The organism is Pontibacter arcticus, from assembly GCF_003284895.1.
Taxonomy (GTDB): Bacteria; Bacteroidota; Bacteroidia; order Cytophagales; family Hymenobacteraceae; genus Pontibacter; species Pontibacter arcticus.
In genome coordinates this window covers 1-19,073 of the sequence record NZ_QMDV01000005.1, presented here as the reverse complement: position 1 = coordinate 19,073, position 19,073 = coordinate 1, and the positions used below count along the sequence as shown (strand labels likewise).

At 46.0% G+C, this 19,073-nt stretch carries 17 protein-coding genes, 1 tRNA gene and 1 rRNA gene; 13 read left to right on the top strand and 6 right to left on the bottom strand.

The window, feature by feature from the left end:
- Nucleotides 1-101 precede the first annotated feature (101 nt).
- From DP923_RS15220 to DP923_RS15205, 4 genes are all read right to left on the bottom strand, one after another.
- The gene (locus DP923_RS15220) at nucleotides 102-746 is read right to left on the bottom strand and encodes a hypothetical protein (RefSeq protein WP_112306753.1); all 645 of its coding nucleotides are present in this window, start codon (nucleotides 744-746) and stop codon (nucleotides 102-104) included.
- Nucleotides 747-808: 62 nt separating this feature from the next.
- Nucleotides 809-1,381 carry a D-sedoheptulose 7-phosphate isomerase gene (lpcA, locus tag DP923_RS15215; RefSeq protein WP_112306752.1) on the bottom strand — a complete coding sequence of 191 codons (573 nt, stop codon included), beginning with the start codon at nucleotides 1,379-1,381 and terminating at the stop codon, nucleotides 809-811.
- A 12-nt stretch (nucleotides 1,382-1,393) separates the two neighbouring features.
- Complete coding sequence (locus tag DP923_RS15210) at nucleotides 1,394-3,232, bottom strand: ABC transporter ATP-binding protein (RefSeq protein ID WP_112306751.1); 1,839 nt, start codon at nucleotides 3,230-3,232, stop codon at nucleotides 1,394-1,396.
- Nucleotides 3,233-3,502: 270 nt separating this feature from the next.
- Nucleotides 3,503-5,173 (bottom strand): hypothetical protein, encoded by a 1,671-nt coding sequence (locus tag DP923_RS15205; RefSeq protein WP_112306750.1) that lies wholly within the window; start codon nucleotides 5,171-5,173, stop codon nucleotides 3,503-3,505.
- A gap of 195 nt (nucleotides 5,174-5,368) precedes the next feature.
- Between DP923_RS15205 and upp the strand changes: the two genes are divergently transcribed.
- A complete protein-coding gene (gene upp / locus DP923_RS15200; protein WP_112306749.1) occupies nucleotides 5,369-6,025 on the top strand; it encodes a uracil phosphoribosyltransferase in 657 nt (218 codons plus the stop codon).
- 169 nt (nucleotides 6,026-6,194) lie between these two features.
- Nucleotides 6,195-6,641 carry a hypothetical protein gene (locus DP923_RS15195; RefSeq protein WP_239021061.1) on the top strand — a complete coding sequence of 149 codons (447 nt, stop codon included), beginning with the start codon at nucleotides 6,195-6,197 and terminating at the stop codon, nucleotides 6,639-6,641.
- Between the two features lie 156 nt (nucleotides 6,642-6,797).
- Here DP923_RS15195 and DP923_RS15190 read toward each other — a convergent pair whose 3' ends face one another.
- On the bottom strand, nucleotides 6,798-8,150 hold the full coding sequence (locus DP923_RS15190) for a DEAD/DEAH box helicase (protein WP_112306748.1): 1,353 nt from the start codon (nucleotides 8,148-8,150) through the stop codon (nucleotides 6,798-6,800).
- 186 nt (nucleotides 8,151-8,336) lie between these two features.
- Here DP923_RS15190 and DP923_RS15185 point away from each other — a divergent pair, with 186 nt between their 5' ends.
- From DP923_RS15185 to DP923_RS15165, 5 genes are all read left to right on the top strand, one after another.
- Nucleotides 8,337-9,671 (top strand): dihydroorotase, encoded by a 1,335-nt coding sequence (locus DP923_RS15185; RefSeq protein ID WP_112306747.1) that lies wholly within the window; start codon nucleotides 8,337-8,339, stop codon nucleotides 9,669-9,671.
- A 79-nt stretch (nucleotides 9,672-9,750) separates the two neighbouring features.
- Nucleotides 9,751-9,827, top strand: a tRNA-His gene (locus DP923_RS15180).
- Between the two features lie 138 nt (nucleotides 9,828-9,965).
- The gene (locus tag DP923_RS15175) at nucleotides 9,966-10,394 is read left to right on the top strand and encodes a hypothetical protein (protein ID WP_112306746.1); all 429 of its coding nucleotides are present in this window, start codon (nucleotides 9,966-9,968) and stop codon (nucleotides 10,392-10,394) included.
- Between the two features lie 72 nt (nucleotides 10,395-10,466).
- A complete protein-coding gene (locus tag DP923_RS15170) occupies nucleotides 10,467-11,387 on the top strand; it encodes a PfkB family carbohydrate kinase (protein WP_112306745.1) in 921 nt (306 codons plus the stop codon).
- Nucleotides 11,388-11,605: 218 nt separating this feature from the next.
- The gene (locus DP923_RS15165; protein WP_112306744.1) at nucleotides 11,606-11,821 is read left to right on the top strand and encodes a hypothetical protein; all 216 of its coding nucleotides are present in this window, start codon (nucleotides 11,606-11,608) and stop codon (nucleotides 11,819-11,821) included.
- Nucleotides 11,822-11,922: 101 nt separating this feature from the next.
- On the opposite strand, the gene DP923_RS15160 is transcribed toward DP923_RS15165, so the two are convergent.
- Nucleotides 11,923-13,713 (bottom strand): M61 family metallopeptidase, encoded by a 1,791-nt coding sequence (locus DP923_RS15160; RefSeq protein WP_239021060.1) that lies wholly within the window; start codon nucleotides 13,711-13,713, stop codon nucleotides 11,923-11,925.
- Nucleotides 13,714-13,854: 141 nt separating this feature from the next.
- Here DP923_RS15160 and rpmH point away from each other — a divergent pair, with 141 nt between their 5' ends.
- The 6 genes from rpmH to DP923_RS15125 form a co-directional block, all read left to right on the top strand.
- Nucleotides 13,855-14,013, top strand: coding sequence for a 50S ribosomal protein L34 (gene rpmH, locus DP923_RS15155; protein ID WP_007659000.1), 159 nt, complete (start codon nucleotides 13,855-13,857; stop codon nucleotides 14,011-14,013).
- A 41-nt stretch (nucleotides 14,014-14,054) separates the two neighbouring features.
- On the top strand, nucleotides 14,055-14,465 hold the full coding sequence (locus DP923_RS15150) for a ribonuclease P protein component (RefSeq protein ID WP_112306742.1): 411 nt from the start codon (nucleotides 14,055-14,057) through the stop codon (nucleotides 14,463-14,465).
- Nucleotides 14,466-14,496: 31 nt separating this feature from the next.
- On the top strand, nucleotides 14,497-16,146 hold the full coding sequence (locus DP923_RS15145) for a S41 family peptidase (RefSeq protein WP_112306741.1): 1,650 nt from the start codon (nucleotides 14,497-14,499) through the stop codon (nucleotides 16,144-16,146).
- A 141-nt stretch (nucleotides 16,147-16,287) separates the two neighbouring features.
- Nucleotides 16,288-16,983, top strand: coding sequence for a tRNA (adenosine(37)-N6)-threonylcarbamoyltransferase complex dimerization subunit type 1 TsaB (gene tsaB, locus DP923_RS15140; protein WP_112306740.1), 696 nt, complete (start codon nucleotides 16,288-16,290; stop codon nucleotides 16,981-16,983).
- A gap of 12 nt (nucleotides 16,984-16,995) precedes the next feature.
- Nucleotides 16,996-17,505 (top strand): DUF2480 family protein, encoded by a 510-nt coding sequence (locus tag DP923_RS15135; protein WP_112306739.1) that lies wholly within the window; start codon nucleotides 16,996-16,998, stop codon nucleotides 17,503-17,505.
- A gap of 968 nt (nucleotides 17,506-18,473) precedes the next feature.
- A 16S ribosomal RNA gene (locus tag DP923_RS15125) occupies nucleotides 18,474-19,073 on the top strand; the annotation flags it as partial.

Genomic DNA, 19,073 nt, shown 5'->3' with positions numbered 1-19,073 from the left:
GATGATTTGAGTTGGAACGCCGCGCTCTTTAAATTAATTCATTTGTAGCCTTGCCTTTGGCCTGCTAAACACTTTGCTTTCAGTTGTTAAGTGCTGGTCTTTTAGTTCGTTACAGGAATCAGTTCAAGATCCAAAGGTATATAGCTGTTTGTTATATCTTTTGTCTTATCGTGGATGGTGATGGCAGTGCAGGTGCTGTCGGGTGTGGTTATTTCGAAAGCGATGCCCTGGGCCTGGTCATCAAAAATATAGACACGTTGCTGCTGCTTGTTCAGGTAATAAGCGAAAGGCGCTACGCGGTAATGTTGCCTGATCGCTGCCAGAGAGCTGCCCGTCTGAATGGCTTCGGGAGTTTTAAAAACCGGCGAGTTTATTCTGATCTGGCGGGCAAACAGGTTAGCGGGCATCTCGGTGCCGTTGCGTGAAAAGAAGACGCTTACCGTGTGCTGCGGTTCGGCGTTTTGCTTTTTACTGACCCACACAGATAACGCTTTTCCCATGGCTGCATCGCCGCTGTCGGGTTTGCCCAACGTGGCTGTTACTTTTTCAGAAGTATCCCCAACCCGGATCTGGCCCATACTTACTCCGGGCACAATCATAAAAGAAGAGTCCGGTGCTGGAGCTGTTACAGCCTGGGTTGTATCTGCTTGCGGAGATTCGGGTTGCTGTACTGCAGCGGTTTCTGTTTTGGTTTCGCAGGCAACTAGCAGCAGGGCAAGTATAAACGTAAGTATGGATTTCAGCATAAAGTAAAGTATAAATTTACCTTGCCATACGTTTATACTTTACAAAAGAGCTATGCTATACTTTATACCAGTTGCTTTTCAAGTAGCAGAATGAGAATATGGATGACCTTGATATGGATTTCCTGTACGCGGTCGGCGTAGCCAAAATGCGGAACCCGGATTTCCACATCGCAGAGCGGCGCCAGCTTGCCACCATCTTTGCCTGTTAGACCTACTACTTTCATGCCTTTGGCTTTGGCTGCTTCGGCGGCTTTTATCACATTTCCTGAATTTCCGCTGGTGGTGATCGCCAGCAAAACATCGCCTTTATTACCCAGCGCTTCCAGGTAACGCGAGAAAATGTATTCGTAACCATAGTCGTTGCCTACGCAGCTAATGTGGCTCGCATCCGCAATAGAAATGGCAGGTATGGCTTTGCGGTTATCGCGGTAGCGGCCGGTCAGTTCTTCGGCAAAGTGCATGGCATCGCACATCGAGCCACCGTTTCCGCAGCTCAGTATTTTACCACCTGCTTTTATACTTTCGGCCATCGTAATGGCGGCTTGTTCTATCGCGGTGATATTATTTGTATCAGCTAAAAAGGCGGTCAGGGTTTGCTGCGCCTGGTTCAGTTCGGTTAAGATCGTTTCTTGCATCTCAGGTATAAATTAAACAGTTAGCTGCATTTGCGTTAATCGGGCATAAAGGCCGCTGCTTTGGAGCAGTTCGTTGTGTCTGCCGCGCTCTACGATCTGGCCCTGCTGCAATACCAGAATTTCGTCGGCGTGCTGGATGGTACTCAGGCGGTGGGCAATGACAATGGAAGTACGGTTTTTCATGAGGTTGGCCAGCGCTTCCTGTACCAGTTTTTCAGATTCCGTGTCGAGTGCCGAGGTAGCTTCATCCAGGATAAGGATGGGCGGGTTTTTAAGTATGGCGCGGGCTATACTTAAGCGCTGCCGTTGCCCACCCGAAAGTTTGCCGCCGCGGTCGCCGATCATGGTTTGGTAGCCATCCGGTGTGTTGATGATAAACTCGTGGGCGTTCGCAATTTTAGCTGCGGCTATCACTTCTTCTTCGGTGGCGTTTACTTTGTTAAAGGCGATGTTGTTGAAAATGGTATCGTTAAAAAGTATGGCTTCCTGTGTTACCACGCCCATTTTATCGCGCACCGACTCCATGGTATAATCCCGGATATCGTGGCCATCAATTAAAATGCCGCCTGCGGTAGGGTCGTAAAAGCGCGGGATCAGATCAGCGAGGGTAGATTTTCCACCACCAGACTGGCCCACAAGCGCAATTGTTTTTCCTTTCGGAATGGTGATGTTGATATTTTGAAGGACAGGTTTATCGCCGTAACTGAAGCTAACATCACGGAACTCGATCTGGTGTTCAAAAGCGGGTAATACTTTTGCATCCGGTTTGTCTGTAATCAATGGTTCTGTATCGATTACCTGTAAAACGCGGTCACCGGAAACAAGGCCGCGCTGGATGTTACTGAACGACGACGACATAGCCTTAGCCGGCACCAACACCTGCGAGAAAAGTATGATATAGGTAATAAACTCGCTTGATGAAAGTTCGGAGTTGTTATTCAGAACCAGCGAGCCGCCATAGTATAAAAGCCCTGCCACAACGGTTACGCCCATAAACTCGGAAAGGGGAGAAGCGAGGTCGCGCTTATTTGCAATAGACCGCTGGATGTGTGCGTAACGGTTATTCTGGTTATGAAATTTATTAAGTATGAATGGCTCGGCGTTAAAGGCTTTGATTACACGCATGCCGCTCAGGGTTTCATCAATAATAGTAAGTATAAAGCTAAGCGAATCCTGGCCTTGTTGTGCGCGGCGCTTCAGTCTTTTGGAAATACCGGCAATAATACCACCCGAAATAGGCAGCAGCAGTAGCGTAAAAAGCGTCAGCTCCACCGACATCGTAAACAGCACTATAAAAAATGCAATGATAGAAATAGGCTCGCGCACCACGCTGGTTAAGGTACTGACCACCGAGTTTTCCACTTCCTGAATATCTACAGTGAGGCGCGTCATCAGGTCGCCTTTGCGCTCGTTGGATAGGTAACCCAAATGCAGTTCGGTTACGCGCTCATACACGGCTCTGCGCATATTACGCACCACATGTGCCCGCAACGCACCTATAATCCGGAAGGCTAGGTAACGGAAAAGATTCGCCAGAAAGATAGAGGCCACAATAATGCAGCACACAAAAAGCAAGGCACCCTGTTTGCCATGCTCCAGTATGATCTGCCCGAAATGATAGTAGAAAAAATCCTTGAAGAACTCGATGGTAAAAGCAAAATCCGGCCTTTCGGTTACCATAGCAGTTGCTTCTCCGGCGCCAACTTTCCCGAATAATACATCAAGCAGCGGTACAAGCAGCGTGAAATTGAACAAGCCAAAGATGATGCCCAGCACTGTATACAAAGTATAAAGCGGTACAAACTGGCTGTAGGGTTTGGCAAACTGAAGGACGCGGAAATAGGTTTTCATGGTAGTATGGGTTGTTGCCGTTATTGCGAACAATGCCGGCAACTATAACTGCTGCCCCAGGGCAACGGAATGTTTTTCAGATAAATAAAAAGCCGCTGCGAACCGAATTGCATGAGCCGCCGCAAAGATACTTAAATTCTAAAGTATAAAATGTGCCTGACACCACAGAATTACAGGCACAAAAAAGCGACTACACCTGCCCGCGCAAGTATAGCCGCTTCCTGTAAAATGATTCGCCTTCTGTTTTTAGGAGGGGCAAGGGAGGTAAGTTTAAAATTCGTGTACGCGTTGCGGAATGTTCCAGCGGAAAGCGAATGAGCCGTAGGTTGTGTTTCTGTCTAAGGTATTTTCGGCGGCATCGGTTCTTCTGATTACGCCTTTCAGATCAACAAAAACATTGTGGCGCACCTGGAAAGTAGCTGTCACGTCTAAGTGTATTTGGTTTGTTTTAATGCCTTGCCCGATCTTGTTGCCGTACTCCTGCGGCCTGTCCAAGTAAGAAAGCAGCACGTTGCCACCGTAGTTAATCGTATCGGTTGGTGTGATGATATCCTGGCCGTATTGTGTAGCGATAGCCGTAGCTTTCAGGTTAAGTCTCGGAATAGGCTGGTAGCGGATAATGCCGATAAGCTCATATAAGTTTGCCCCGATCGGGTGCGCCAGCGGCTGGTTGTAATGCTGGTAATTAGAAAACTGGTTGATGTGCTGGTAAGTATACGGCCGGATGATGTTGACTTCGCCCTGCAGATCCAGGTTGTTCAACCCAAACGCATCGATATACTTTGCCCCGAGCTGGCCTGCCTGTTTATTCGCCCACCAGCCATTGCCAGCCTTTACTTCTTTTAACAAAAATTCGTCGAGCATCAGTTGACCGTACAGCTGCACGCGGTTGGCAACGTTCCATTTAAAGTCTGCGCCCAGCATGGCGTTATCTTCGCTGCCGAGGCCCTGTTCTATACTTCGGTAAAAGATGATCGGGTTCAGGTATTGCAACTCGAAGCGGCCTTTGTCACGGGCAAACACGATCTGCTCAAAAACACCTACATTAAAGTTTTCGGTTACGTTGATGCCGAGGCGGTGCAAGGCCATGTACTTTTTAGGAAACAACAGATCGCGGTCCGAGCGGCGGAATTCGGAGATCAGCTCCTGGAACAGGTTCATGTAATGCAGTTTCCAGACGGTGGTATTCAGTTTCAGGAAAAAGCCTGGCGGTGCATAATCAGAGTACACCAGCGAGCGGTACCCATCACCGATAAAGTGGCGGTCGTGGCCGAGTTGTATTTCCACGTGCTTGCTCAGGCCATAGTTTACATAGCCGCGCGCGGTTATAAAATCGTAGCCATCTTCTTTAAATCGTTTCCAGAAACCTTCGTGCGGCACCACGTTATCGCGTAGAATGCGCTCGTTTACATACCCCGGAAAACGTGCCTGGTTCTCGCCTATAAAAAAGTAATAGCCAAAACGCTCGTCTATACTTCCTTCCAGTTGCACGCCGCGCGTGTTCACGTAGCGTACGCCGTCGGTGTTCGTATCATGGCCAAGTTCGAGGTGCAGTACCGGGTTTACACGAACAGTAAAATGCTCGTTCTCGAAATGGTAAAGGTCTGTTTTGTTCGTATAGAAGTAATTCAGGAAAGGGCGGCGGCTCTGGTTATCGCCCTGGGTGGTATAGTTCCAGTTATCGTTCAGGAGATACTGCGTGTTAAAATCATCTACAACAGAATTTGCATTGCGGGCGCTTATCTCTGCCAGGTTAGCTACATCCTGCCTTCCGATAGAGCGTACTGCCGTGTGCAGCAACGGAACGCGGTCGCCATACTTTATTGCGTAACGGTCTATCAGGTCGTACACATCGCGGTTGTAGGGTACGGTTACATCCTGCGCAGCCGCACCGAAACCAGTCAGCAGCGTAAGGCCCAGGGCACAAAGTATAGCTCTCATGTAGCGTTTATTAGAAAGTATGGAAGATCACTCCGAAACACAAATGTACTCCTTTCTAAAATGAATGTTTAAAGTAGCCCTCATTTTATACTTTGGAAGCTATTTGCAAACTGTAAACGGGTTTAATTTAAAGTATGATTGGCGGCTTATCCGTACTTCTGTATCTTTAAGCCACAACCACGCATCAACACTTACATGGAACGATCAAACCTCCGCATACTTACCGAAACACCATCTTTGGCAAACCATTTTGTAGCAGAGCTGCGCAACATACACGTGCAGCACGACAGCCTCCGGTTCCGGCGCAACCTGGAGCGTTTAGGCGAACTGCTGGCTTACGAAATTTCCAAAACATTGCCTTTTGCAGAACAAACCATCACAACCCCGCTCGCCGAAACAAACACCATGCTACTGGTAGAACAACCTGTGCTGGCTACTATACTTCGGGCAGGTTTGCCGTTGTACCAGGGCATGCTGAATTATTTTGATAAAGCGTACAGCACATTTGTAGGAGCTTACCGCGTAGAAGAAGCGCATACCGAGCTGCAGATCAACATGGAATACCTGGCCTCTACGGACCTGCACGATAAAATACTGATTCTCGCCGACCCGATGCTGGCAACCGGCCGCTCTTTGGTGAAAGCGTACCAGGGCATGTTACGGCACGGCAAACCAATGCAGGTACATATTGCGGCAGCTATTGCATCGCCGGAAGGGGTGGCTTACGTGCAGGAGCAAATCCCGGAGGCCATTGTATGGCTGGGTGCGATGGACGAACGCCTGAACGAGAATTTCTACATCATACCTGGTTTAGGCGATGCCGGTGATCTTGCCTTTGGCCCTAAAATATAACCCTGAACTTAAGGTTTATACTTGGTTTAGCTGTAATAATAGCCTGAATGTTTCTGTTTTAACGCAATGAGTTGTTGATATAATCATACTTATAAATTGATTTGAATACGTATAAGAAACTTGAAAGAATATTTCTTAGTTTTGAGTACAATTTTTAGCAGCGGAGCAAGTGGAGGTAATTAAATATTTTTCGGTGTACCTGATCAGTATGGTAAAGTTCTTTGCCGGCCCTGTAACGGGTATTTCATTGGGTTTATCTTACTTCGAAACAGTATTGTTAACGGCTGCCGGAATGATGACCAGCGTAGTGGTTTTCTCTTTTATAGGCAGGGCGGCTTCGAGGTGGCTTTCTAAAAGGCGGGTTGCCAAGCGCCAGCCCATGTTCAGCAAAAAGAACCGCAACATTGTAAAAGTATGGAAACGCTTCGGCGTAAGCGGTATCGCTTTCCTGACGCCCCTGTTACTAACGCCTATCTTCGGAACCATCGTTGCTGCTTTGTTCGGCGCATCCAGGAAGCGGATTATACTGCACATGCTTTGGAGCGCAGTGATGTGGAGCTTCGCGATGACGTTCCTGGTTTTCGAGTTCAGGCAGTTTGCAGAAGGCTTCTTTTAAGTTTAAACAAACCAGAATTTCTGCCTACCGCAAGCTGAAAGCTTGCTGCAATGAGAAAACCACAAGTTACCGCTTCGCTCAAACTCGCGGCAGCAAGAGTTAACTGTAAAGTATAAAGTATAAAAAATGCCAGCCCGAAAGAGCTGGCATTTTTGTTTAACGTTTCTTGCTTCCTTTTTTCTTTGTTTTCTGCCAGAACGAAGCTTTCGGGTCTCCTTTTCCTTTTTTGTCTCTTGATTTCGGGAAAGGCTTTTTTTCATGGAAGGCACCTTTAAAGTCCGGGTTGTCGCGGCGCTTCTGATGGTCTATTTCGCGGGCTATTTCCTGGCGTTCTTCAAAAGGGGTTTCAAAAACTTCTACCTCCGTTGGCATCAGCTCCACTGGTATCTTCATCCGGATCAGCTTTTCTATACTTTGGATGTGGTACATTTCTGGCTCTGTGGCAAACGTAATCGCGGCTCCGGCGTTCTCTGCGCGACCAGTACGGCCAATGCGGTGCACATAATCTTCGTACACAAACGGCACATCAAAGTTAATGACGTGGCTTACCATCGTTACATCAATCCCGCGGGCTGCCACATCGGTTGCTACTAAAAAGCGAACGTTGCCGCTTTTAAAATCCTCCATCGAGTTGATGCGCGTGTTCTGGCCTTTGTTGCCGTGTATGGCGCGTACTTCGCCGTACTCGCGGCGTTCCAAAAATTTTGCTACGCTCTCCGCATTTTTCTTACTTCTGGTAAAGATGATCACGCGGTTAAACGTTTCCTTGTCCTGGATCAGGTACTCGAGCATCGCGATTTTGGTGCGCAGGTTTGGTACCTGATACAATACCTGGCTAACAGTTTCTACGGGCGTGGCCTGTTGCGTTACTTCAATGCGCGTCGGGAATTCCAGGAATTCCTCCGAAAGCGTAATGACCTTATCGTGCATGGTAGCCGAAAAAAGCAGGTTCTGGCGTTTGCGCGGAATTACCTCTAAAATCTGGCGGATCTGCGGCATAAAGCCCATATCCATCATCTTATCGGCTTCGTCCAGCACCAGCGTTTTCAACTCCTTTAATATAAGTTCACCTTTCAGGTATAACTCCATCAGGCGCTTGGGCGTGGCCACTATAATATCAAGGCCGTTGTTGATGATCTCGATCTGCGTTTTGGGGCCTAAACCCCCATAAATGGCTGTGTACCGGATATCGGTATACTTACCCAGTAAGCTAATGCTTTCTTCAATCTGCATAGCCAACTCGCGCGTAGGCGCCAGTATCAGCGCACGCGGGTTGTTGCCCTGCGCATACTTTATTTTCATCAGGATCGGCAGCAGGTATGCGGCTGTTTTTCCGGTTCCGGTCTGGGCGATGCCTAAAATATCGTGGCCCGCCATAATCTGCGGAATAGATTGTAGCTGGATTGGGGTTGGCTTTTCATAACCGGCTTCTTCAATGGCGTTCAGCAATTGTTTGTTCAACTTAAAATCCTCGAACGTGGTCACTTCTTTTTCTGCTTCTTCGGCCATAACTATGTATTTTATACTTTGTATTGATTTACAAAAGTACGGCTTTTTAAATTAAGGAGGGAAATGCCGGTAAACCTGTCGTATATTATCCGTATACTTTCCTGATTTATACTTACCCGCTCTTTAAAAGTATAAACCTGTTTGTTTTCACTTTTAACCTTGGCGCGCTTCCCCTATCTTCGCAACATGAAATCTATCCTGATCAAAAACGCACAACTCGTAAACGAAGGAAGTATAACTACTGCCGATGTGCTGGTAAAAGACGGCCGCATCGCGCAGATCAGCCAAAGCATAACCACCGAAGCTGACGAAACGATTGATGCCACCGGTTTATACTTGCTGCCTGGAGTTATTGATGATCAGGTACATTTCCGGGAGCCGGGACTTACGCACAAGGCAACAATTGGCTCAGAGGCGCGGGCGGCTGTGGCAGGCGGCGTTACTTCTTTTATGGAAATGCCCAACACGGTGCCTAACGCTGTAACGCAGGAGCTACTCGAAGACAAGTATAAAATTGCTGCGGAAACCTCGCTGGCGAACTACTCTTTTTACATGGGTGCCACCAACGATAACCTGTCCGAAGTGCTGCTGACCAACCCGAACACGGTGTGCGGCATCAAGATATTTATGGGGTCTTCCACGGGGAACATGCTGGTAGATAATGCCGAAACGCTGGAAGATATCTTCTCGAAAGCCATGTTACCAATTGCCGTGCATTGCGAAGACGAGCAAACCATCCGCGATAACATGGCGATCTATGAGGAAAAGTATGGCGATGACATCCCTGTAAAGTGCCACCCCGAAATCCGGAACGAAGCGGCCTGTTTTAAATCGTCTTATATGGCTGTGAAACTGGCCGAAAAGCATAACACCCGCCTGCACATCCTGCATATTTCTACGGAAGAAGAACTCAAGCTTTTCCGGAACGATGTTCCGCTGGAACAAAAGCGCATTACTGCCGAAATATGCGTGCACCATCTCTGGTTCGATAAGGATGATTACGATACCCTGGGCTCGCAGATAAAGTGTAACCCGGCTGTAAAAGAAGCGCGCCACAAAAAAGCATTGCTGCAGGGTATGCTCGATGATAAACTCGATGTAATTGCCACCGACCACGCGCCGCACCTTTGGGACGAGAAGCAGGAGAAGTATAAAAAAGCGCCGTCCGGGGTGCCGTTAATTCAGCATTCGCTGCAAATGATGCTGGCCTTTGTGCAGGAAGGCAAACTGAAACTGGAGAAAGTAGTGGAGAAAATGTGCCATGCGCCGGCCATACTTTTTAATGTGCGCGAGCGCGGTTTTATAAGAGAAGGCTACTGGGCCGACCTGGTTTTAGTTGATCTGAACAAGCCGTACACGGTAAGCAAAGAAAATACATACTACCATTGCAACTGGTCGCCGTTCGAGGGGCATACGTTTGGTAGCACCATTACGCATACGGTTGTGTCTGGGCATCTGGCATTTGCGAACGGTACTTTCCACGAAAATAAAAAAGGCGAACGTTTACTGTTCGACCGTTAAAATTTTTTGAGCAAAAAAGTGGGCTGGAGTTTGCAAATAAGGATTTGATACGTATATTTGCATTCTCAAACACTACACGGTGGTCGTAGTTCAGCTGGTTAGAGCACCAGATTGTGATTCTGGAAGTCGTGGGTTCGAATCCCATCGATCACCCCAAGCCCTTGAAGCTAACTTCAAGGGCTTTTTTATTTTGGTTAAGTGCTGTGTTGTTAAATAGTTAAATGGCTGGTTTCAAGATGAGCAAAAAGGCTACGCCACAACTACTTATTACATCATTAAAAGCTCTTTACACAAATGCATAAACTACTTATAGTAAGCTTCATGCTTTTTATTGTCCTGCTGAGCTCCTGCAAAAAGGATAATGAGCATGAACCAGCAAACATTTTACTTTCTAAAACCTGGAAGTATGGTATGGTTGATAAAAACCAATCCTCAAACCCACCAGGGCGGGTGCTGTATTATGCGGTATTAAACTGTGAGAAGGATGACACTTTTCAGTTTAGTTCAAATGGCACTTTAAAGATTAGTAAAGGAACAGCTAAGTGTGATAGCAATGAAGCTATTAGTGAAACCGTAAGTTATGTTTATGATAAGAGCTCCAAAGAGCTGACCATAGACGGAACAAAGTATAAATTAGCGGAAGAATCAGGTAGCCAGATAAAGTATTATGCTCCTTTACCTTCTTCAACTAACTATGAGTACATGGTATTCCTTCTTCAGTAAGGTTTTACAAAACTTCAGCTAAATTATAAACCATTCGTAATTCTTAACGCGTAATTCGTAATACAAAAAAATATGAGCTTAACAGTAGTCGGTTCGATGGCGTTTGATGCGCTGGAAACTCCCTTCGGAAAAACAGATAAAATAGTAGGTGGCGCAGCAACTTACATCTCGCTTTCGGCTTCATACTTCGTGAAACCGGTGAATGTGGTATCAGTAGTGGGTGGCGATTTTGACCAGGACCACATCAGCCTGATGCATACACGCAACATCAGCACCGAAGGCGTACAGGTAAAGCAGGACGAGAAATCGTTCTTCTGGTCGGGCCGTTACTTTAACGACATGAACAGCCGCGAAACACTGGTGACCGAACTAAATGTACTGGGCGATTTCGATCCGATCATTCCGGCTGCTTACCAGGGTTGTGAGTTTTTGATGCTGGGCAACCTGGCACCGCAGGTACAGAAAACTGTAATCGAGCGCCTGACTACGCGTCCGAAACTGATCGTGATGGACACCATGAACTTCTGGATGGATATCGCTTTGGCGGAGCTGAAAGAAACAATGGCGATGGTAGATGTACTTTCGATCAACGATGAAGAAGCGCGCCAGCTAAGCGGAGAATACTCGTTGGTAAAAGCGGCTAAAGTTATCATGGCGATGGGACCAAAATTCCTGATCATCAAAAAAGGAGAGCACGGCGCGTTATTATTTAATGAAAACAACGTGTTTTTTGCACCAGCTTTGCCACTGGAAGAAGTATTTGACCCAACCGGAGCAGGCGATACATTTGCCGGTGGCTTTATCGGCTATATTGCCAGTACCGGCGATACCAGCTTCGAGAACATGAAACGTGCTGTGATACACGGTTCGGCGATGGCTTCTTTCTGCGTAGAGCAATTCGGTACGGAACGCCTTAAAACACTTTCTCAGGACGAGATCAGTGCACGCGTTCAGAAGTTTGTGGAACTGGTAGCTTTTGAGGCTGAAGTATAAGTATAATTATAAGTATAAACATAAGGAAAGGGAGGCTTCGGCTTCCCTTTCCTGTTTTAGATAAAGTTTATTTCCACGTGGAGCAAAGTGGCAGCGCTGCGTTTTAAGGTATAAACGAGGCTATTTGGCGCAGGTATAAATTTGCCGGAAAAAGGTTTCTGCAACAAAATGAGGCGTATGGATGTAAAACTAGCTATACTTTAACAACGATACTAGCTATGGAAACCAACGAGGATAACAATAAAGAACGCTTACAAAAGCAATCTGAGGCGAATGCTACTTCTAAAGTAGAAAACAAACGCCAGCAGGAAGGCTATACAGATCAGGTAGCAGTTGATCCTGCAGAAAGGTCTTTACAGGCTGATAAATCAAAAGTACAGAACCCGAACCGTAACCTGGCGCAGGGTGGTAACAACACGCCGAACGACAAATAACAAACAGCACACGCAAAATAACAACTATGAAAAATCAGAAAAGGAGATACGCCCATGGGTTTGTCTCCTTTTCTGATTTTATACTTTCCTGATTAGCGGACTTAAAAATCCTGCTTCAGCCACAGTTTAAAGTTTTGTTTTTCAGTTTCAGATGCGTCTGGGTTTTTCTCGATAGTATACTTGCCGTAGTAATTTTTACCATCTGCCTGAAGTATAACGGTGCGCAACGTTTTGTTCCTGAAAACAGTTAGCTCCGTTTTCTCTGATGGTAGTGAAAGCAGCTGTTGCAGGTTGTTTTCCAGTTTGCGCCCGTTCAGAGCGATCAGCTCATCATCTATACTTAACGCCATACTTGCAGGAGAACCAGGCGCAATAGCTGCTACTTTTATACTTTGATCTGAGGTGATCTTAAAGCCATACTTGCTTTCGTGTACTAACGGGTTTTCTGTTATTTTTAAAGTACACCCCACAAAACGTAAGGCTTCGGCAAGGGCAGGTTCTAGAGGCGTGGTGTCGTTTATGTAATTGTCAAAGTATGATCGGAAGGATTTCCCGGCGATGTTTTCTACCAAGTTTTCATAAGCCTCAGCGGTATAACCAATTTCCTTTTTACCAAATTCTTCCCAAAGCGCCTGCATTACAGTATCCAAGCTAGCGGTGTTGGCTGTGATTTGGCGTAGTTGCAGATCGAGGAGCAAGGCCGTTAACGCACCTTTTATATAGATGGATACTTTCCGGTCCGGAATGCCGGGTTTGTAACCATCCAGCCACAGGTCAAAAGAAGAATCAGCGACAGATAAATTCTGGTGCCCGTTATCAGCAAAGTAGCGCTGCAGCGTGGTGTTCAGTTCTTCGAAGTATTGTGCTGCAGTAAATACACCAGCCCGGGCCAGCATATAATCGCCGTAATAAGTCGTGATGCCCTCGGCTATATAACCTGTCCGAAAGTAATTTTCTGATGCGTAATTGTAAGGCAGCATTTCCTTTGGCCGGATTTTTTTGATGTTCCAGGTATGGAAAAGCTCATGCGAACTTACACCTAACAGCTCTTTGTACAGGCTGGGCGCCATGAGCAGTTCGGAGGGGCCAAGCGTGATAACGGTTGAGTTAGCGTGCTCTACGCCATGGTAAAATCGATAAGGCAGGATCTGGATCAGGTAATGGTAATCCGTAACCGGAAAATCTTTGAAAACGGCCAGCTGTTCTTTTGTAAACGCTTCAAAATCAGGAATAATTTTTCCCCAGTCAGGTTGGCAATTGCCCTGCAGCCAGATATGGAACAGAATACCATTTACTTCGAAGGTTCTTTTCTCTAATGATCCGCTGGCAATGGAGGGGCTGTCAACCAACTCATCGTAATTTGCAGCTACTAAAGTATGGCTTTGCTCCTCAGGGAGGCCACAGGCAATCTGCCAGTTTTCAGGTATACTTAATTGTAACCGGCAAGCTTCCTGCTCACGACCTTCTACGGCCATCAGGCAATTAATTGGGTTTAGGTAAAGTTGCTCTTCATCCAGCCACGAGCCGCCGCCATCCATCTGGTGTGCATAAAAGCTATACTTCACTTCGATTGTTTCCGCGCCATTAGTTTGCAGCACCCATTTGTCTTTGGTTATTTTTGAGACGGTTATACTTTGCTTATCGCCGGTTGCTGTTACAGTGTATAGCTTCTGCACAAACTGCTGGAGTTCATAGCGACCCGGGCGCCAGGCGGGTAGCTGTAAGTATACTTGCTGCTGTTTATTTTGTGGTATCGTGATGGTGATGTGCAGCACATGTGTGAGCGGGTTATCGTACGAGAGGTGGTAAGTAATCATATTGCAAAGTATAAATTCGAGCGAAAGTATAAAGGTAGTTGCCTGAGAAATAGTACGTCTAAAGTAAGCAATCAAAAGTAATCCATTGTTATTTTAGCTGTCTGCGTTGCGTAGGGGCAGATATGGCGCATCTTTTTACAAAATATATAGACCAGCCTTTGTTATTTTACAAAAGGTTGCTAATTTTGCAGGCCATAATAAAACCATTGGCATACGATGAAAAGAACATTCCAGCCTTCTCAGAGAAAAAGAAGAAACAAACACGGTTTCAGATCTAGAATGGAAACCGCTAACGGTAGAAGAGTATTGGCTAGCAGAAGAGCCAAAGGCAGAAAGAAACTGACAGTTTCTGACGAAAGAAGACATAAGGCGTAATCCCTAACCGGATTTATGCTTTGCTTTAGCCGTTGCCGCCCATGCAGCATGTGGAGTTAGTAAACGACGCAAACGCAGAGCAGCCTCTACATACATTCCCGAAAGAAGAACGCTTGTGCAGTAAACGATTCATTTCGCTGCTGTTTACCAAGGGTTCTTCTTTTAATGTATATCCGCTAAGGTTTATCTTTTTCGCATCGGAAGATGTGCCTCCTGGCCATACCCAGGTACTTATCTCTGTTTCCAAGCGTTACTTTAAACGCGCCACCGACCGTAACCGCCTGAAAAGGCAGATGCGCGAGGCCTATCGCTTAAACAAGCATTTCTTTGCACAGCACCCGGGGCAGGCTCCTGCGTTGTTGGGTATCCTTTACATTGGCAAAGAAAAAAAATCCTTTCATTCTATCCAGAAAAAACTAATTTCAGGGTTGGAGCGTTGTTTGATAAAGTAGTCTTACATCGGCCTCCTTTAACCTGAATTTTATGTATAAAAAGTCTATAGCCGTACTGGCGGCAGGCTGTCTGGCACTGGGGCTGGTTTCCTTTAGGTCAGAATCAGACCGCTACTTCGAAATTGCCAAAAACCTGGATGTGTTTGCCACACTTTTTAAAGAAGTAAACACCTACTACGTGGATGATATACCGCCAGCCCAACTGGTGCGTACCGGCATTGATGCCATGCTCAAATCCCTTGATCCGTATACCAATTATATTCCGGAAGACGATATAGAAGATTTCCGTACCATGACGACCGGGCAATACGGTGGCGTGGGCGCTTTTATCGGCAACCGCAATGGAAAGATCATTGTGCAGATGCCTTACGAAAACTCTCCAGCGCACAAAGCAGGCCTCAACATCGGCGATGAGATCCTGAAAGTAGACGGTGTAACGGTTACTGGTAAATCATCGGAAGAAGTAAGCAAGATTCTGAAAGGCCAGGCAAATACCAAGATCAAGCTCGAAGTAAAACCATACGGCCAAACCAAATCCAAGGCTGTTGAAGTGACCCGCGCGAATATTATGGTAGATAACGTGCCATACTTTGGGATGCTTGATAAAGAGATCGGTTATTTCCAGTTGTCGGGTTTTACGGTGGATGCTTCTAAAGAAGTAAAAGTAGCTGTACAAAAACTGAAAGAGCAGGGCGCAACCAAGATCATTTTCGATTTACGCGATAACCCGGGTGGCTTGCTGCACGAAGCGGTAAACATCTCAAATCTTTTTGTAGACAGGGGCAAAGATATTGTAAGCACCAAGGGCAAAGTAAAAGAGTGGAACAAAACGTATAAAGCCCTCGATGAGCCACTTGATAAAATCATTCCGTTAGTTATACTTACCAGTTCGCGCAGTGCCTCGGCCGCCGAAATTGTAGCCGGCGTCATGCAGGATTATGACCGGGCGGTATTGGTAGGCGAGCGTACGTTCGGAAAAGGATTGGTGCAGGCCACCCGTCCGTTGTCTTATAACTCACAGTTAAAAGTTACCACCGCTAAATATTATATCCCAAGTGGGCGTTGCATTCAGGCCATCGATTATGCGCACCGCAACCAGGATGGTAGTGCTGGCAAAATTGCAGATTCGTTGCGGGTAGCTTTTAAAACGGCAGGTGGCCGCGTGGTGTATGATGGCGGCGGCGTTAGCCCGGATGTAGAAGTGAAGCAACCCGAATATTCTGAAATCTCCAGAACCATTGCTGAGAAAGGATACTTCTTTGATTATGCAAACAAGTATAAAGTAGAGCACCCTACCATCTCATCTGCTAAAAGCTTTAAGTTATCGGATGCCGATTACCAGAAGTTTACAGCTTACCTCGCTGATAAAGACCTGAATTATACCACCGGCATCGAGAATGAGTTGAAAGACCTGGCAGAAAAAGCAAAAGATGGAAAGCACTACGAAGATATTCAATCAGAGATTGCGGCTATCAAAAAGAAAGTATCGCATAACAAAGCCAACGACCTGACCCGCTTTAAACCTGAGATCAAGGAAGTGCTGGAAGCTGAGATTGCATCGCGTTATTTTCTGCAGAAGGGCTACATCGAATCTACTTTTGATGATGACCCGGATATATTGGTTGCCAAGCAGGTCTTAAAAGATACACAGAAGTATAATTCATACTTAAAACTGAAATAAGCTCTATATAATATAGTATAAAGGCGGCGCTGGAAATGGCACCGCCTTTGTTGTTTCTTGGAAGTATGGAATCATACTTGTTCCCTTTACCGGCTTGCCGTACTTTTGTAGCACGAACACTTACTACAAATGATCTGAAAAATGCCTTTACTGCTCGCACTCGAAACCTCATCATCGGTATGCTCTATCGCCTTATATAAAGGAGAACACTTACTGGGTGCTTCTGAGCTAAGGATAGAGAAATCGCATTCGTCTCATATAACCGTGATGATAGAACAATTGCTCGAAAACTGCGGCATGAAACTGATGGACCTGAGCGCAATTGCTGTTTCGGGAGGGCCGGGTTCTTATACAGGTCTTCGGATCGGAAGTTCTACAGCAAAAGGCCTGTGTTATTCGTTGGAAATTCCGCTTCTGGAAGTTTCAACCTTACATGCCCTGGCTGCGCAGGTTATAAACGTAACGCCAAATCCGGAGCAGTTCTTATTTTGCCCTATGCTGGATGCCCGCCGCCTGGAAGTTTATACTTGCCTGCTCACAAATCAGCTGGACGAAGTAGAGCCCATAGCACCACTCATACTTGCGGAGGATACTTTTAAAGAGAAGCTGGCAGCGTATAAGGTCATTTTCTTCGGAAGCGGAGCACCTAAGTATAAAGAGTTGCTCCCGGAAAATACGAATGCCTTGTTTATTCAGGATGTACAGCCATCGTCTATAACAATTGGAAAACTGGCATTGGCAAAGTATGAACAAAAAGCTTTTGAAGATGTAGCGTATTATGAACCCTTCTATTTAAAGGATGTTTATATAACAAGTGCAGGTAAAAGCGCAAACTAAAAGTATAAAGCAATGGATGAGTTAATAAATAAAGTAGCACAAAGCACACTCGTAACACTTAACCTGGAAGAATTGCTTCATCCCGGCGAACGTGTGGTATATGATATAAAGGATAACCTGTTTCATGGCCTGATGCTTCGCGAAAAAGATTTCAGGGCATTTATAAAGGAGAACGATTGGTCGCAGTATGCCGGAAAGAACGTAGCCATCATATGTTCTGCTGATGCGATCGTACCAACCTGGGCATATATGTTACTTGCCACCAAACTCCAGCAATACGCCAATGCTTATGTATTCGGAAACCTGGAAGCACTGGAGCAGGCTTTAATGCAGGAAGCAATTGCAAAAATAGAACCGGAAGAATACCGCGACGGGAAAGTAGTAATTAAAGGATGCGGAAGTATACCAGTACCGACTTACGCCTATGTGGAAATAATGCGGAAATTGCTTCCGGTGGTAAGCAGCCTGATGTATGGTGAACCTTGCAGCACCGTACCTTTATATAAAAGACCCAAAGTATAATCTCCAAAAACAGCCAGTAAGTAAAACTACTGGCTGTTTTGCTTTAATTACAATACTGATTAAAGTACGTAAAAGAAAATATAGTATGGCTGGAACTTCTTAAACGGAAATTAATGTTGATCAAAAGCATCTAAAAAGTAGATGAGTGGCAAAGCGATTAAGAGAAAGAAAAGGGGCTGATTAAATTCTGAAAAACTTTTTCATTTCATATTCAGGTAGATAGGGAAAAGTACCCAAAAACCTTGTACAAGCTCCTTGCATACTCAGCAAGTTTTTTTACTTTTGCAACCCGGTTCGGCAGGAGCTGGGGAGTAGGCTAGAAGCTAACACAGGCTGTAAAATAAAATTTGGGTTAGGTGTTGCAACTTTAAAAAAGGGTTGTACCTTTGCACTCCGCTTCATAAGGAAGGGGTTTTAGCTGCAGAAAAGCTTTAAGCGAGAGTTGCTGATTGGTTTTCGGGCCGGTTGACAGGGTTAGAAAAAAGAGCAGAAATTTAATTTTAGTTCTTGTAAGTTTGAAACTTCTGCTTACCTTTGCAACCCGCTTGAGAGTGAGCGAAACAAGTACTTCTTCAGGCGGCAGGCCGGGAGAAAAAAGAAAAAAAACTTTTTTAAAAAGGTATTGCAAAAGGGAAAAGAGTTTGTACCTTTGCACTCCGCAAACGTAGCTGACAGGGCTACGGAAGCGAAAAAAGAAAGTTTAAAAATAAATCAATTAAAGTTTGGAAGTTAGAAAATAACTACCGACCTTTGTTCCACGGCACAGAGAGTGCTAACGGAAAAACATCGAAAGATGACAGGCTAGAACAACAGGTTCTAGGTAAGTTCTTTGAGTGATTGCTTAAGATAGAATAAAGAAAAAGAATAGGTAAATCCGGGCAGGCTGATTTGAAAAGATCACCTGCTTAGTTTCTCTTCGGAGAAAAGGAAAAAGGCCGGGATCGGACAGACACATTTAAAATTTTTTTACAATGGAGAGTTTGATCCTGGCTCAGGATGAACGCTAGCGGCAGGCCTAATACATGCAAGTCGAACGAGATCAAGAGCTTCGGTTCTTGGTTTAGTGGCGCACGGGTGCGTAACGCGTATGCAACCTACCTTCTATTGGGGGATAGCCTTCCGAAAGGAAGATTAATACCGCATAACACCATGACCTGGCATCGGGATATGGTTAAAGCTGAGGCGATAGAAGATGGGCATGCGTGCCATTAGCTAGTTGGCGGGGTAACGGCCCACCAAGGCGACGATGGCTAGGGGTTCTGAGAGGATGGTCCCCCACACTGGTACTGAGACACGGACCAGACTCCTACGGGAGGCAGCAGTAGGGAATATTGGGCAATGGTCGAGAGACTGACCCAGCCATGCCGCGTGCAGGATGAAGGCCTTCTGGGTTGTAAACTGCTTTTATCAGGGAAGAAAACGCTCTTGCGAGAGTAACTGACGGTACCTGATGAATAAGCACCGGCTAACTCCGTGCCAGCAGCCGCGGTAATACGGAGGGTGCAAGCGTTGTCCGGATTTATTGGGTTTAAAGGGTGCGTAGGCGGCCCGTTAAGTCAGCGGTGAAA